The following is a 15,859-nucleotide window of genomic DNA, read 5'->3' as shown; positions in this document are numbered from 1 at the left end:
TCCAAAATTCAATTCCGGGTTTTGAGCCCAATTCAAGGGGTAAAGCTATGCAGGCGGTTCTCAAGGATGTCGTCTCGAATGGTCAGAATTCTCCGGCGACGACAAGTGATCCGGACGGCGATGGCGTCGCCATGAAAGTGGAAGCGGTCGACAGCAGGACTGGTGAAACCCTGGACACAGTAACGGATTATTCCATCATCGATACATCGTCTTTCGACTGGAAAGGGTTCCGCTTACGGGTCAACGTTGATGGAGAAAAAAAAGATGAGGTCGAGCGCTTCATCTATACGTTGGACCGCGTGAACAAGAATGGAATTGTCACGGAATCGAAAGATTACCTCTTCAACAAGAGCATCACGTTTGATCGCTTCGAAGATGATAACGAGCTGGATGAAGGCATCTACCGGCTCACGCTAAAGGCAAACGCCGACAACAAAGAGTTCGGACAAGAGTCGTTTTATTTTGGTGTTGTCAAATCCGCCGAGGATCCATCAGGAAGTATCGCCCGGGTGCGGGCCGATCTGAAGCAAATTCATGAACAGTCGATCCTGGAACCGGACGCTGAAAGAGACGGCGGCGGCAATCCCATGCTGGTGAAGAACAACGATGCTTTCCTGATGGCTATGGGCGCGGACAGCAGAATTGAGCTTCACGCAGCGGATGCCGCCAAAGACAGCTGGACTTTGCTGAATGGTACGGCGGAAAAGGGGTCTGGCTCGATCACGGTAACCGAGAAAACCGGCTGGGAAGTCGGCGACAAAATCGCCATCACCTCAACAGATTATGAAGCAGACCAGGCTGAGACATTTACAATTTCAGCGGTATCAGCCGGCGGACTTAGCTTTACGCTCGATAAGCCTCTCAAATACATGCATTACGGCGAAACGCAGACTGTTGAAAATGGTCTGGAAGGTGCAGAACGGCAAGCGTGGACAATTGACGAGCGGGCACAGGTCGCCCTGCTGTCGCGGAACGTCAAAATCACCGGTGACAGCGATGCGGAGGCTGATCGTTTTGGTGGCCATACGATGGTCATGAACGGCGCTGAAATGCATGTCTCGGGTGCGGAATTCACCAAGATGGGCCAGGAAGGGATTGTCGGCCGCTATCCCGCACACTGGCACATGCTCGGAGACGCCGGGGCCGGTCAATACATCCAAAACAGCTCGTTTCACAACACCAACAACAAGGGCATTACGGTCCACGGGACCAACCAGGCTCTTCTGAAGGACAATGTTGTCTACGACACGGTTGGGCACAGTTTCTTCATTGAGGACGGCTCGGAAACCGGCAATCTGTTTCAAGGCAACATCGGGTTCGGCACCAGGGCCGCTGACGAGGATGAGGCGATCTTGCGGTCCGACATTCTGGAGGCCGCAACCTATTGGATCACCAATCCTCACAACGATTTTGTCGGAAACATCGCGGGTGGCAGTGAGAACGGAGGATTTTGGTACGCAATCGGCAGAGATTTCACGGGTCTTTCAAAAGGCAGTCCGCTGTTCGAGGGAGATGTGTCACCCGCCCGTCAAAAAGCCGGTTTGTTTGATGACAATGTCGCACACTCCAATGAAGCCGGACTTTTCAAGACCTTCAATCCGGATGAGGGCGGCAAGTCCTGGGCGAAAAACGATCTGGAAATTCACGATTTCAATACGTTCCGCAACAGGGAGTGGAGTGCCAATTTCAAGACCGCTGTCGGTGGTGCGGATTTCTACAATTCAGTGATCGGCGCAGCACCCGATGGCCTGAATTTCAATGACAACACCTCGATCCAAAATTCATTGTCTTACGGTGTGTCCAGAAATACCGGTAATCCGAATTCCGAGGCCGAAATAGAAGCGGGCCATTCCTTTGCAGATGATGCTTCGCCAAGCGACCGGCTTGAAGGACTTGCCTTTTACTCCGGCGAGTTCTTCTTCGAAGACAGCCATTTTGCTTTTTTCGACAACGCGCAGCATTACGCGCTTTCCAGCAAACACGGCGCTGGTCAAGCGAACTATGTCCGTGACATCACATTTGAAGAAGGTTTCGATCCGGCTGAAAGCTTCTCTTTTCCAACCGGGGGCAATGCCGGCCGGGCCGGACGTGCCATTTACGACGAGGACGGCGCGCTTTCCGGTGTTCCGGGTGCCTGGCTTACACAGGCCGCAAACGCTGCAAACAGCAGCGCCGGGTCCTATGTTCATCCGGACTTTGACGTATTCGTTATCACTGATGCGCGCATAGCGGAAATTTTTGAAAGCGGTGGCACTGGCAATGTCGGCCCAAAATGGATGACCCGCCATGATGCCGTCGACGGTTCGAGAACCGATGGAGACGTTGGCGTTGCCGGGCGGACGCAGCTTGCCATCATTGGTGATGGGAACGACTACGTTTATGTCTATGATTTCGGCGAGCGCCCGCTGGAGGACAATCAGAACCGCATCCGCCTGTCGGCTGCCACGAGCGAAGAATATGTCTTCATCGAGTCGCCCAATGCAACTTCAAGGCACTCTGTTGATGGAGCGATCCGTGTAGGCTCATTTGACCAACTCAAGGCGGCGCCCCAAAAGGCCTACTACTACGAAGACGGCAGTATCTACGTGAAGCTCTTCGGGGGCGGCAGTTCAAAAGACGTCGCCGGACCAAGTGTCATCAACTATGAGCTGAACAAAGCCCCTCAGCCCATAGTTGAGGTGCCGGACGTTCCTTACAAACCGATCAAGTATACGCCTGCACAGCTGGCAGAATTTGCCCCGACGAAAGCAGCGCCGACACCGACGCCGGATGCGGCAAGAGCAACTCATGATCCGGATGCTTTCACCCCGAAAAACGCCCAAACCGTTGACTATGAGCCAGGCGATGCGCGCTGGTCTCAAAGCAGTATTTGGAGCAATGGCCGTGAACCTGGCTCTGACGATATCGTCGTTGTGAGCAAGGGCGAACGCGTCGTTCTTGATCGCAGCACCCAGGTAAAAGCCATACTCGTGGACGGTGGCGAGCTGATTGCCGAGGATGAGCAGGATCTGGAACTTGCCGCTGACTGGATACTTGTCATCAATGGCGGCCTGTTTCAGGTCGGAACCGAGGACAAACCCTTCCAACACGAATTCACGTTGACCCTGGAAGGTGATGATCCCGGAAACGACGTGGATATAGCGGCTCTTCGCGCGTCCAAGGATCCAAACATTGTTCATGCGGTTGATACGCTGACGTCGCACGAGAACGCGGATGAATTGCCCGGCTCAAATGATGCTGCGATGCTCGACGATACATCGTCCACCGTATCGGGCGGCAAACCGGAAGCCGATGACGCTGGCACCGGAGCAAAGGCAACCGAAACCAAACCGGCAGAGCCCGGGGCGGATGATATCTTTTTGAACTTCGCCTTGGTCGACACGGATACGGACCAGGTGATCGCCCAGCTAACCGACAATCAAGTGATAGACTTTGCGCTGATTGAAGGACGGAGCCTGTCAATTTCAGCCAGGGCTGCGAACGATGCCCTTGAAGAAGAGATTGAGAGCGTTCTGCTCGAGCTGAACGGACATAGTCGTATCGAAAATGTGACGCCTTATGCCTTGTTCGGCGACAAGAACGGCGACTACCTGAAAGGTGAGATTATGGTCAAAGACGAATATGACCTCGCCTATACGGTGTACGCAGACAAAAACGGCAAAGGCGACATCTTGGAAAGCGGAAGCCTGGCCTTCAGTCTCGACGAATTTGCAATGGCATAAATTGCGCTCGTGCGACGACCCAATTCGCTGCAAGGATCAGCCGTCGCGATCGCTGATTAGTTGCGACGGCTGATGGTCAATCAGGCAAATTTAGCGTTCCGTTGATTTTCGGAAGAGAACAATTCCTTCGCCGAAAAGTAGGAACCTGGCTAAGCGAGTAACCTGGTTAGCATCGCCTCAATGGAAGCCACGACGCGCTCGTTCTTGCGTGCATCCAATGCATCGTGATGCGGATTGGCAAACCGGCCTTGGTCGTTGTCGAAATAACGGCCGGAAGCGTCAGCGAATTCTTCGCTCAATGCAGCGCTGATCAGAATATCGGCACCAACGTTCAGATCATTGCCTTTCACCCCATAGGCCTCCTTCACCATTTTGCTGGCCAGGAAAGAGGAAGGGTTCACGGCGATAATAGCAGGTCCGTTCTTGCTGAGTGTTTCCGCCAGATGCATGGACCACATGGTCAAGCCCAGTTTGCTTTGTGCGTAGGCTTCGCTATCGCCCAAAAATGCTTTGCCTGTAAAAACATCGGGATCAACAGAGGCCTGTGCAGCGGATGACAGATTAACAACGCGTCCTTCGCTGGGAATGATCGGCAACAGCAACTTGGTCAGGAGATAGGGCGCAACGGTATTGACGATGATCCTGAGATCGAACCCGTTTTCCGTTACGGCATCGGGAACCTTGAAGACACCCGCGTTGTTGATCAGCACATCGAGAGTTTCGTTGCTCGCAATGACGGCTTTGGCCAGCGCCTCGACATCTTCCATTTTGGACAGGTCGGCGACGAAGGCTTCCGTGGCCCCGCCTATGTCGGCCAGAGCAGCTTCCAGCTTTTGTTTGCTGCGGCCATGCAGGAGAACCTTGTGGCCCATGGCTGCGAGTTTTTTGGCTGTGAGAAGCCCAATACCGTCCGTCGAGCCCGTGATGAGGATGGTTTTATTCATGGAAGATTTCCTCTGTGTCCAAAGTCGGGCAGAAGCTCATCTGCCAATAGTTTGAGTGTTGTTTCTGTGTCTTGCGCATTCAAACGAAGGTTCAGCGCCACATGATTGACGCCTATGTCCTGGAGATCAGACAGGTAGTTTTTCAGGAATTCTGTGCCGGACTGAAAGCCCAGATGAATGGGACGCGGTTTGGCATCGGGGTCGTCTAAAAGATCCACATAGAGTGACTGCATCACGGGTCTGTTTTCCGCCTCACCTTTCGCAAGACGGTTTCGATACTCGCTGATGACACGGTGTTGAGAGGCGACGTCACGCGGATAGGTCACCCATCCATCTCCGTGCTCGGCAACCCAGTCGGGTGATTGCTGGCTGCCGCCCGTGATCAGCATGGGAATGCGCCCTCCGACAGGTTTGGGCAACATGTCCATGGTTCCGCGCAAGACACCCTGGTGACCCTCATGGCGCGGGCGATCATTTTCAAGCGCGCGAATGTAGTGAAAGCTATCGCGGAACCGGGCTCCGCGGTCAGGAAAGCTCATATTGAGAGCCGGATACTCCTCTGGTCGATCTCCCGAGGCGACACCCAGGATCAAACGACCATCGGACAACACATCTGCTGTTGCTGCTGCTTTCGCAACATGAGCCGGATGACGAAGCGGCAAGATGATGCTGGCAGTCCCTAGAGCGATATCGTTGGTAAGTGCCGCAAGCGTGCCGAGATAGACAAACGGATCAAATATCTGCCCCACATCTCCAAACGACGGCACGTCGAACGGGACGTCTCGCAGCCAAAGCGCGGAGAACCCGAGGGCCTCCGCCAGTTGTGCCATCTCAATATGCTTCGCCATGGTCGGCTTGGCGCCAATCGAATAGCTTTCGAGTGGCATAACAAGCCCGATACTCAGCCGGTTTAGCAAAAAAACCGAGTTGTATCCCCGATTGATAATCGGAAAATCTGAGAGATCATTTCCGTCCGGCATGTCTCGTGTCTCGCACTCAGTATCGAATGAGCGTTCGGCTTTCGATGCTCTTCCTGATTGTGTGAATGCTCTCGTCTTCAACCATATCGAGCGCGCTATGGGCAATCGAAGGCAAACCATCGTTGTCGTAGATGTTGAAGATCGCGACTTCATCCGGTGTCATCCTGGATTGATAAACCCACTCATGATCCGGATTGGCAACAAGCCCGAGTATCTGACCTTTCCTGTCCGGGTAGATGAGATCAAGCAACACCCAGTCGCTCTCATTGAGGCTGGAAGGACGGACGAAACCAAGGGGTGCGCTGTTGATCGGATTATCGACCGGGCGCCAGACATTGATGAAGGCGTAGTGACCTTTGCTCCATTGGGCAGCCTGATCTTCACCCAGGATATCGATCAGACGCTGTTTTGCACCGACTTCGCTGTAATCGCTGTGAACATTACGTGCCGGGGGACGGACGGCATTTGGGTCGTCAACTCGTATCGTGTGGTCAAATATGATGACTTCTTTCGCGCCGAGTTTCTTTCTGAGAAGTTCGGTCAGCTCGGTGTCATAGTTTTTTTCCCAGTGCGCTCTTTCTGCGGAAAAGTTCACCTTGGTCGGTGCGTTGGCGAAGGTCACCGAATCCACATCAAATGACACCGAAATACCGTCTCCTCGGGCATCCAGGACAGTAATGTCCGTAGACCGCAGCTCAGGCGAGATCAGATTTCCCTTGATGCCTTCCGCATCCAGGTGAAAGGCTTGTTGTTCCGGTTTATGTACGTGGTAATTGACTGTGGCTGTCTGGGTCATCGCCATCTCGCTTTGCTTGCTGCGCCCTTGCTTCCTTTTTCACTACAGGGAACATAACCATTGTCATTTGCAAAATTAATTGCGAAGATCCCATTTCAGAATTCGGGATTTGAATATAATGGGTTTGGAAACAGACGGCCTGCGTCTTTTCATTCTGGCTGCCGAAAAACTGAATATCAGCGCGGCCGGGCGTGATCTTGGGTTCGCCCCAGCTGTCTCAAGTGCGAAACTTGCCAAGTTGGAACAGTCTATCGGAGCAGATCTTCTTCACCGATCGACACGGAAAGTTTCTCTCTCGCTCGAGGGATCTGAGTTTCTTCCCTATGCGCGCGAGATTATTGCCCAGGAAGATGCAGCTCGCGCCGTTCTGGGTCAGCGAGATGCTGAAGCAACAGGGACGCTTCGCTTTACGGCGCCCAGCACTTTCTCCCAGCTCTACATAGCACCAATCCTGCCGGAGTTTTTCAAAGCTCATCCGAACGTCAAACTCGATCTGAGATTGTCCGATATCCGGCTCAATCTAATCGAGGGCAGTTTTGATCTCGCACTCCGCAATGCGGTTTTGTGTGACAGCAGCATGAAAGGCCGCAAGCTGGCGGATGACATACGGATACTGTGTGCATCGCCGGCTTATCTTGAAGTCTTTGGCACACCAGCAACACCTGATGATTTAAAGAAACATCATCTGATAGGGTTCCAGGACGCATCGCCTCGTGAGCTTGTGTCGCAATCGGGTGAAAAAGGTATTTTTGAACCGCAAAGCTCGTCCAACCGCCTCGTTGTCGACGACGGCATGGCTCTGAAACTCACCACTCTGGCTGGAAGCGGTATTTCTTCAAACTCTCTTTGGAGCGTGGCCCGCGACCTCGCCGAAGGCAACCTCGTCAGAGTGTTGCCGGACTATCGCATGGCTGAGGAAACCGTCCTATGGCTCATGTATCCTCACACCAACGTCCTTTCCGCGAAGGTGAAAGTCTTCATGGACTTCCTTCTAAAGCACGTCGGCCGCAACCCGCCCTGGCAAGCAACAGGAAGTTAGCCAAGCAAAATCGCGTGGTGAAGCACGCTTGTCGAGTGATGCGGTTCGTTGGCTGCTTTTCTCCCGTGGCCTCGCCTCCAGGACCCTCAATCTGCACAATCAGGTGAACGTTCGGGACCTTGCGCACATCGTCGATCCCAGCTGGTTCCTCATCTGCAAAGACACGTGTTTTCGCATTGATTTTTCGTAGTGAAAAACTGAGGTTCCATCTCTTTGTCACGAGGCTTGTAGCTCCTTAAACACAAGAGGCTTTTGCCAAAGACAGGAGCATCGCCGGGATATGGCGCGAATATGTGGTATGCGCTCCCTGCAATGGTACTCGGTCAGCAGTGATCCCATCTAAGGTGAAACCGTGGAGACAGCCCAAAGATCTGTCACCACACTCAGCCCTTAATCGGAGGTTCAATTGATGACTATCAAGGTATCAAAACCAACCGGGCTGGACCACGTGTCGAAAGCCCTGCAAGCGGTGCACAAGCATCTCTTGACGTTTCAAACGGAACAAACCGGCTTCAATGGAAGCCCGCTACAATTGTTCGAGCGCGTCACGAAGGATGGCGCTTTCGCCTGGCTGAAACCACTGCGGGAGACAATCGTTGAAATTGACCAGCGTCTCACGGACGAGCAGCCAATATCAGAAGAAGAAACGAAAGCTTTCGCCAACCAGTGTCGCAGTTTGCTGGACGCGAAGTCCGGTTCGTTTCGCGATGGTCTGAACGCCGCGTATCAGTCTCACCCCGAGGCGATTTTGGCGGTGGCCACAGCCCGAAAGTCTATTGAAGCAATAAGATAGGCGCACCGGGCCGTTTGCTCCGACGCAGACACAGTCGAACTTGGTGCATGCAAACCAAAGCATGAAGTTCAAAAAACTTCAGCAGGATAGCGCGGCGGTCCTTTGATCCGCCCAGCGCTATCCTGTCTCGTGACTACACTGCTTAGGGACACTTGAAAGACGATGGATCTGTTCGCGCACGAAGACTTTGGACCACGGAATATTCTGCCTCATAACGGCATCGCAAATTTCTTTGGCGCTATTCTCTCGCGCGAAGGTGCTGACAAGGCTCTGGCCGATCTCATGTCTGATATTGAGTGGCACAACGATGAATATCATTTCGCCGGCAAACATATTGTCACCGCACGAAAAATTGCCTGGTATGGCGATATACCCAGTCAATCAAGCAAACGACGCGTTTTGCCCTGGGCGCCCCTATTGCTCGATCTGAAAGAACTTGTGGAACGGACCTGCGGCCACAAATTCCAAAGCTGCCTGTTGAACCTTTACCATTCAGGCGAGGAAGGCCTGGGTTGGCACAGCGATGGGGAGAAAACACCCGTCGCATCCTTGTCGCTTGGTGCGACGCGGCGGTTTGTGTTCAAGAACAAGACCGACAAGGAAACTCTGGAGATCCGCCTCTCGCATGGCGATCTTCTGGTCATGGAAGGTGAAACCCAGGATCATTGGCTTCATCGTGTACCGGCAATGAAAAGCGTCAAAGATCCGAGGATCAATTTGACATTCCGTCAAACGGCCTGAGCTTGTCAGGAAGCGTCAGCGAAGCTCGAGTTCTTCAAACCAGTTCATCATGCGTGGTCCCCACCCCTCAGGCGCACTATGACCTCCTTTGTGCAACATCAAATCAATGCGTCCGGCATCGCAATCGGTCCAGTGTCTCAGCCAGAGTTCGCCATCAAAGGTACTGGTTTCCGGTTGGCGTTTGCCGCAACCGTTGGTCTCTCGCAGAACTTTGAGGGATGCCCATACGTCTCCCTGAACAACCGTGTCGTCAAAGAATGATCGGCCCTCCAGGGGAACAACCCTGTCTGTCCAGCCATGCGTGTGAAAGAGATAGACCGGCTGCGCACAACGCGTTGGCAGCCGCTCCCAAAAAGCGCCTGCCAAGGGTGCATAGGCATCGGCGAAATCTGGTTGCCAGCATGCCATGTTCCAAACCATGGATCCCCCACGGGAAAAACCCGACAGCAGAACCGGTACTTCGGCGAGATCTGTGTTGGATCGGACATCGGCCAGGACCCTATCTAGAAACTCTGCGTCGTCGCGCTCAAATTCCATGTTGTCTGCACGGACCGACCAGTCCTTCGTCCATCGCGCTTCCGGATGCTCTCCATTTGGAGCAACGAAGACATAGCCGCGCGAATGCGCCTCTCCTGCAAGACCAGACTTGAGTGCGCTCGCGCCATTGCTGCCACCACCATGCAAATGCATCACAATTCCCAGCGGCTCGGACGCCTCGGGATAGATTACATGATAGCTTCCCCCTTCGACGCTGCAGGGTGTCTGAAGATCTCCGCAAGCCTGGGCGTGCAAACTGACCGGGTTCAAAAAGGCCGCCACGGCAACACACGAAATCTGGAATAAAACCCTGTCCAACATCTCGGCCTCCAATTGTTTGTGCCTGTTCGGCTCAAAGCACAAACAATTCAATCAGGTTTGGGTTTTGTTCGCCAAAGGTAATTCCAAGGCAGCAATCAATCACTGGCCACCACGAAACGTGGTGGCCAGGACGCTTCCGTTCCAGCTCAGTTGATTTCCTGAACTTTCATGACAAGTTCACCCCACTTGCGCTGGTTTTCGATGTCATGTTCCAGGCCCTGTTCATCAGCAATGCCGAAGCGCTTGACCGCAGGTGTTTTGCTGGTCGCCTGATAGAGCCAATAAGCCTCGGCCTTAAGCGCATCCTGGATCGGCTGGTCGATGGATTCATATACCATCTGTTTGCAGGCATTGATCGACTCCGCCGGGAATTGCGCAATGCGCTTTGCCAACGCATCTACATAAGGACCGATCTCATCGGGATCGAGTGCCTTGTTGATCGTGCCCAAACGTTCCGCATCGTCCGCATCATAGTCCTGCGCACTGAGGATGATCTCAAGTGCCTTGCCCAACCCGGTCTGGCGGGCCATGCGTGACGCGCCCCCACCGCAAGGCAGGATGCCCATCCCCACTTCCATCTGCATGAACTTGTATTTGCCGCGCGCAACGAAGCGCATGTCGAGGGCAAGTGCCAGCTCATGGCCGCCGCCTCGCGCAAATCCTTCGATCTTTGCAATCGTGGCCTGTGGGACTTTGCTGATGCGCTCACACACGGCTTGTAGATCCAAGAGCTGAGCTTCATCGCGTGATACCGCTTCAGTCGACATGTCCTTCAACAGCTCGGTGTCATAGTGACATACCCAGACTTCGGGATTGGCCGACTGGAAGATCACAACCTTAACCGACCTGTCGCGTTCAAGGCGCATGGCAAGGCTGTTGAGATCCGACAGCATCTCCTGCCCCTGCACATTCACGGTACCAAAGTCAAATGTCACGGTCGCTATCGCGTCCTGAACGTCAACTGTGAACGTCTGGAAATTCTCGTACTTCATGGGGAAGTCCTTCTTTAGTTGTCCTGCACCAGGGATGCAGGGACGGTTGAAACGATTTGGGGCTGTCGGTGTCGAGCGTGACGCGGGTATGTTTCTGTTATGACTTCTGGTATTTAACAAATAAAGTGGCTATTAAAGTATTCAGAATTCGGAAATCGAACATAATGGGCATAGATACAGATGAGCTGCGATTGTTTATCCTCGCAGCCGAATTACTGAACATCAGCGCTGCAGGTCGAAAGCTGGGAATGGCACCTGCTGTCTCAAGCGCAAAGCTTTCCAAACTTGAACACAGAGTGGGTTCAGAACTGCTCCATCGAACAACGCGCAAGGTAACTTTGTCCGTCGAGGGAGCGGATTTCCTTCCATTTGCAAAGGAAATGGTTGCCCAGGAAGAAGCGGCCCTGGCGGCCCTGGGTCATGGGTCGGCGAATGCGACCGGCACGCTGCGCTTTACGGCACCGAGCACATTTGCCCAGATGTATATCGCCCCCATCTTGCACGAGTTCCTGGACCAGCACCCCGAGGTTTCGCTTGATTTACGCCTCTCGGACCTGCCGTTCAATCTTACCGAAGGCAGCTTCGATCTTGCGCTTCGCTTTGCTCCATTGTCTGAAACGAGCCTCAAAAGGCGCAAGCTGGCGGATGGCAAGCGCATTCTCTGTGCGTCTCCGTCTTATCTTGAGGCCTATGGGACACCCGTCACCCCATCTGATCTGGCGCACCACAAACTCATTGCATTCGGGCATCTGGATCCCAGACCGCTCAAATCCACTCAGGGCGATATTGCGATGTTCGAATATGGTGACAACAAGAACCAGCTGATCATGGATGACGGACTAAGCCAAAAGCAGGCCACAATATCAGGAGCTGGTATTTCGATGAACGCGCTCTGGAGCGTTCACGAGGAACTGTCTTCAGGACTACTCAAACGCGTTTTGCCCGATTATGAAGCCGCGGAAGAAAACGTATTGTGGATGATCTATCCGAAATCCAACGTGCTTTCCCCGAAGGTGCGGGTGTTCATGGACTTCCTCATCGCCAAGATCGGCAAAAACCCACCCTGGGAAAGTCAATTACCCGAAGTGTCCAGTGACCATGGCAGCCGCTGACAGTAGCGCCGATCGAAGTATCTGACCTAAATAGCGTTTTACAGGCCATGCGTGACGTGATGTCCTGAGGTCGTCTAGATGGGAACACCGAGAGTCTCAGGCGAAAAGTCGCGAAGCAACTTGGGCTGCTTCGCGATTTTCCGAGCTTCAAACTTTAGAACGGCGCAAAACCATCGTTTTTGGTCTCTGGAAGGCTCCAACGTTCTGCAGGATCAATATTAGGCACAGGTGCACCTTCGATCGGCAACTGCCCATGCTCTCCGTAAAGCCAAAGAACAAAGTTGAAGCGTTCACCGCTGGTAATAGGCTCCGATGCATGGGGCACGCTGCCGTGGTGGATCAACGCTGTTCCAGGCTCAAAGGTGAGTTTTTCAATACGGCGAGTGGCAGGATCAATGAAACTGACGGCGGATCCGGAATAGTCTTCACCTGGCAGGTTCAGGTTGATGTTCAACGTTACCGCCGAAGCATCCGAGTGCGGCCGCAAAGACGTGTCTTTGTTCTCCTGCCATTGGATTGAAAATCCGAATGTCTGTGTGTCGAAGCCTGCGACATCTGGAAACAACAGACGAGATACGGGACGCATGTAACGGTTCATCAGTTCTTGATAGAACGCTTGGAATGTTGGTGCGGCAAGATAGCCCTCCGAGCGCGGATCGAGCATCGCTCCACCACGATTGAGGACGATGCCATAGGGTGGACGCAAGGGTATTTCGGCCTCCGCCACTGCATCCATGTAAGAACGCAGAGCGTGGAGTTGGTCCACGTTGAAAAACTGCGTGCGATAGACGCCGGGGAAAACTTCTTTCCAAAGCTCTTTGACATTGCTTTCCTTGGTCGGATCGACCCATGCAGCCTCGACTGCATCGCGCAGACGCGGGTCGAAGACCGAGCTGTCCAGCGCAGGAGAACCGCCGCTGCGGCCGCTGTCCCACTCTGACCAGGCTTCGGCGAAAAGTTCTTTGTTCTCGGTCCAGAAACGCTGAACGGAAGGCGCGCGCTGCAACATCGCCTCGCGCGAAGGCCGCTCAATGGTGCGGGCGTGGTGTAGGGAAGTCTGTGACATGGCAGATAGTCCTTATCAGTATGCGGTTATTGTGCCTGATCACATATCTATTTTATCGAAATCAGAATTAAACGATCCAAAACTGATTTCATAATTCTGGTTTTTCTGATAATATGCCGATCATTTCTGCCACTGCGGATTTGCAGACTGTTCCGGAATACTCACGGAATGCACCTTTGCGCAGTTTGCGAAGTGCACCTTACGGTGCCTTCGCCTCGTGGTCCGCGAGTATCGCATCCAGATCCTCTTCGCTCGGCGGGTGCCAGCCACGATCTGTACTGAGATCAAACACATCGCGTTTCCCGAAAATCTGCTCCTCACGCTCCTTCATGAGAGTTTTGGATTTTTCGATGTAAGCAGTGTTTTGACTGGTCGGGATCTTGGGATCATGAACTAGTGCCATCTCCTTAAGGATATGCCGGTCGTCTTCTGCAAACTTCCGTGCCGCCAGTTCGGCATCGAAGGGGTGCATGCCGAGCCGCTCCAACGCGGAGCGCCCTGTACGCACACTGGAATCAAACGTTTCACGAATGATCTCGACACATCCCATGGCAAAAAGATCATAAACATGCTGCCGATCAACCGCCCGCGCGATGACAGGCACATGGGGGTAGTTTTCGCGAACATAATGGACCAGTGCGTTGATCTGCTCCTTGCCGTCGATGGCAACGATCAGAAGCTTCGCCTTCTCGATACCCGCTGCGTGGATCAAATCGGGGCGCGTTGCATCACCGAAAAACACTTTGAAACCAAAGCTGCGCAACATGTCCAGATGACTGGCATTGTAGTCGACAACAGTGGTGGCGTAACCCGTTGCGCGCAGCATCCGGTTGACGATCCCTCCGAAACGGCCGTGACCTGCAATGATCACCTCCCCCACTTCAACGATCTCGTCCGCATCGCGTTCCTGCGTTTTCACAAAGCGTGGTGCGATGACCTTTTCATAGAGGATGAACAGTCCCGGCGTCAGCAGCATGGACAGGGCCACAATCAACAACAGCTGATCCGCCAGGTTCTGAGGGATAACATCATTGGCAACCGTGAAGGAAAGGAGCACGAAACCAAATTCACCGGCTTGAGCAAGCCCCAGCCCAAAGAGCCATTTGTCAGCCCCTTGCAGCTGAAACACCCACGCAAGCGCCAAAAGAACAAGAGACTTGAGTGCAATGAGCCCAAAAGTCATGCCTAGGATCGAGGCTAAATTCCCAAGGAGTAGCTCGAAATCGATCGCTGCACCTACCGTGATGAAGAACAAGCCGAGAAGCAGTCCACGGAACGGATCGATATCGGATTCCAGTTCATGGCGATATTCGCTGTTGGCCAACACCACACCCGCAAGAAAGGTGCCCAGGGCTGGCGAAAGGCCTACAAGTGTCATCAGAAGCGCGATGCCGATAACGAACATCAGGGCTGCGGCAACAAACAATTCCCGCAGACCCGCCATGGCAATAAAGCGGAATAGCGGACGCGTCAGATAAACACCTCCGAGGATTACGGCTCCGATCGCGCCAATGGTTATCAGCGCGGCCTGCCAACCCGGTAAACCATCCACCAGACTTAGGGATGCGCCGTGGTCCCCTGTCCCATGGTCGCTCGCGTGACTGCCACCGTGCGCTTCGGCTCCATGCGCGCCAGCTCCGTGGCCCGTATCGGTCGCCAAATCCATCAGCTCAGGCATGGCGAGCAGCGGGACAAACGCCAGCATGGGAATCACCGCGATATCCTGAAACAGCAGAACCGAAAAGCTTGATTGTCCGCCGTTGGAACGCATCAAACCCTTTTCGTTCAAAGTCTGCAGCACGATTGCCGTCGAGGAGAGCGCAAGCACAAGGCCAATCGCAAGCGAGATGGTCCAGGGCTGCCCCAGCATCATGGCCACCCCCATGACCAAAACTGTTGTGCCCCCAACCTGCAAGCCGCCAAGGCCAAGCAGCTTCGCACGCATGTTCCAGAGCATTTTGGGCTCCAGCTCCAGGCCCACCAGAAACAGCATCATAACAACGCCGAATTCAGCGAAGTGCTGGATGGAGATCACGTCAACGCCGAGAGTGGCCAACAGCGGGCTGATGACAATACCGGCGATCAGGTAGCCGAGAACGGATCCCAGACCCAGCCGCGAAGCGATTGGCACAGCAATCACACCGGCGACCAGAAAAACAAAGGCCAGAAGCAGAAAATCGGTCATGAATCAGTCCTTGCTGAGGCTAAGAATGTCGCTGGCGCTTGTAAGCTCGTCAGCGGTTGCATCCTTCAGCTCGAATTTGCCATCCCGGATCCGGGTCAGGAGCTCGACATACCCATCGATGTGATGTTTCAGTTCAGTGGCCTCGTCCGCCTTCAGCGCACCGAACAGCACGTAAGGCGGCAGAAAACGCATCTGGCACAGCCCGGCGGTCTGTTCGAGCGGGGTCAGGAACGTGCGCATGGTATGCTGCTGATAACCCTCTTGCGTGTAGGCCTCATCAGAGCCACCGGCCGTGATAGCAAGAAGCAAGGCCTTGCCCGCAAGCTTGTCACCGCCATGTCCATATGCAAAACCGTGCTGCAGCACGAGATCCTGCCATTCCTTCAAGAGACTTGGGGTGGAATACCAATAAAGCGGAAACTGGAACACGATCACATCGTGCTCCAAAAGACGCACCTGTTCCTTGCGCACATCGATATCATGACGCGGATATTCCGCGTAAAGATCTACAAAGGTGATGCCTTCGATGTCACTGGCCCGCCTGGCCATTGCGCGGTTTGCCCGGCTGAAGGTCTGGCCAGGATGCGCGTAATAGACGATGATTTTTGCCATCGAAAACACCTTCCTGTTA

At 53.8% G+C, this 15,859-nt stretch carries 13 protein-coding genes; 5 read left to right on the top strand and 8 right to left on the bottom strand.

Annotated features, from left to right (window positions below; genetic code table 11):
* Positions 1 to 47 precede the first annotated feature (47 nt).
* Entirely contained in the window at positions 48 to 3,722 is a 3,675-nt protein-coding gene (locus Q0915_RS01840; protein WP_299472695.1) for a G8 domain-containing protein, read from the top strand.
* A gap of 149 nt (positions 3,723 to 3,871) precedes the next feature.
* On the opposite strand, the gene Q0915_RS01835 is transcribed toward Q0915_RS01840, so the two are convergent.
* The 3 genes from Q0915_RS01835 to Q0915_RS01825 are packed head-to-tail and all read right to left on the bottom strand — an operon-like array spanning position 3,872 to position 6,442.
* Positions 3,872 to 4,666 carry an SDR family NAD(P)-dependent oxidoreductase gene (locus Q0915_RS01835; RefSeq protein ID WP_299472694.1) on the bottom strand — a complete coding sequence of 265 codons (795 nt, stop codon included), beginning with the start codon at positions 4,664 to 4,666 and terminating at the stop codon, positions 3,872 to 3,874.
* Positions 4,663 to 5,646: an LLM class oxidoreductase gene (locus Q0915_RS01830; protein ID WP_299472693.1), complete on the bottom strand. Its 984-nt coding sequence runs from the start codon at positions 5,644 to 5,646 to the stop codon at positions 4,663 to 4,665. The genes Q0915_RS01835 and Q0915_RS01830 overlap by 4 nt, the downstream gene beginning before the upstream one ends.
* A gap of 16 nt (positions 5,647 to 5,662) precedes the next feature.
* Positions 5,663 to 6,442, bottom strand: coding sequence for a CmcJ/NvfI family oxidoreductase (locus tag Q0915_RS01825; protein ID WP_299472692.1), 780 nt, complete (start codon positions 6,440 to 6,442; stop codon positions 5,663 to 5,665).
* 118 nt (positions 6,443 to 6,560) lie between these two features.
* Here Q0915_RS01825 and Q0915_RS01820 point away from each other — a divergent pair, with 118 nt between their 5' ends.
* From Q0915_RS01820 to Q0915_RS01810, 3 genes are all read left to right on the top strand, one after another.
* Positions 6,561 to 7,481 carry a LysR family transcriptional regulator gene (locus Q0915_RS01820; protein WP_299472691.1) on the top strand — a complete coding sequence of 307 codons (921 nt, stop codon included), beginning with the start codon at positions 6,561 to 6,563 and terminating at the stop codon, positions 7,479 to 7,481.
* Between the two features lie 409 nt (positions 7,482 to 7,890).
* Complete coding sequence (locus tag Q0915_RS01815) at positions 7,891 to 8,274, top strand: hypothetical protein (RefSeq protein ID WP_299472690.1); 384 nt, start codon at positions 7,891 to 7,893, stop codon at positions 8,272 to 8,274.
* A gap of 162 nt (positions 8,275 to 8,436) precedes the next feature.
* Positions 8,437 to 9,015 carry an alpha-ketoglutarate-dependent dioxygenase AlkB gene (locus tag Q0915_RS01810; RefSeq protein ID WP_299472689.1) on the top strand — a complete coding sequence of 193 codons (579 nt, stop codon included), beginning with the start codon at positions 8,437 to 8,439 and terminating at the stop codon, positions 9,013 to 9,015.
* 15 nt (positions 9,016 to 9,030) lie between these two features.
* Here Q0915_RS01810 and Q0915_RS01805 read toward each other — a convergent pair whose 3' ends face one another.
* Together Q0915_RS01805 and Q0915_RS01800 are read right to left on the bottom strand one after the other, a co-directional pair.
* Complete coding sequence (locus Q0915_RS01805; protein WP_299472688.1) at positions 9,031 to 9,873, bottom strand: hypothetical protein; 843 nt, start codon at positions 9,871 to 9,873, stop codon at positions 9,031 to 9,033.
* Between the two features lie 146 nt (positions 9,874 to 10,019).
* Positions 10,020 to 10,865, bottom strand: a complete 846-nt coding sequence (locus Q0915_RS01800; protein ID WP_299472687.1) for an enoyl-CoA hydratase/isomerase family protein — start codon at positions 10,863 to 10,865, stop codon at positions 10,020 to 10,022.
* Between the two features lie 164 nt (positions 10,866 to 11,029).
* On the opposite strand from Q0915_RS01800, the gene Q0915_RS01795 reads away from it, so the two are divergent.
* Entirely contained in the window at positions 11,030 to 11,977 is a 948-nt protein-coding gene (locus tag Q0915_RS01795; RefSeq protein WP_299472686.1) for a LysR family transcriptional regulator, read from the top strand.
* Positions 11,978 to 12,131: 154 nt separating this feature from the next.
* On the opposite strand, the gene Q0915_RS01790 is transcribed toward Q0915_RS01795, so the two are convergent.
* The 3 genes from Q0915_RS01790 to Q0915_RS01780 all read right to left on the bottom strand — a co-directional run bounded on the left by Q0915_RS01790 (position 12,132) and on the right by Q0915_RS01780 (position 15,840).
* On the bottom strand, positions 12,132 to 13,043 hold the full coding sequence (locus Q0915_RS01790) for a hypothetical protein (protein ID WP_299472685.1): 912 nt from the start codon (positions 13,041 to 13,043) through the stop codon (positions 12,132 to 12,134).
* Between the two features lie 199 nt (positions 13,044 to 13,242).
* Positions 13,243 to 15,228 carry a cation:proton antiporter gene (locus Q0915_RS01785; protein ID WP_299472684.1) on the bottom strand — a complete coding sequence of 662 codons (1,986 nt, stop codon included), beginning with the start codon at positions 15,226 to 15,228 and terminating at the stop codon, positions 13,243 to 13,245.
* Positions 15,229 to 15,231: 3 nt separating this feature from the next.
* Entirely contained in the window at positions 15,232 to 15,840 is a 609-nt protein-coding gene (locus Q0915_RS01780; RefSeq protein ID WP_299472683.1) for an NAD(P)H-dependent oxidoreductase, read from the bottom strand.
* Positions 15,841 to 15,859: the final 19 nt, after the last annotated feature.

It is taken from the genome of uncultured Roseibium sp. (assembly GCF_947494555.1).
Lineage (GTDB): Bacteria > Pseudomonadota > Alphaproteobacteria > Rhizobiales > Stappiaceae > Roseibium.
Note: the sequence above shows the minus strand (reverse complement) of the source record. Positions and strands in the feature narration are given on the sequence as shown.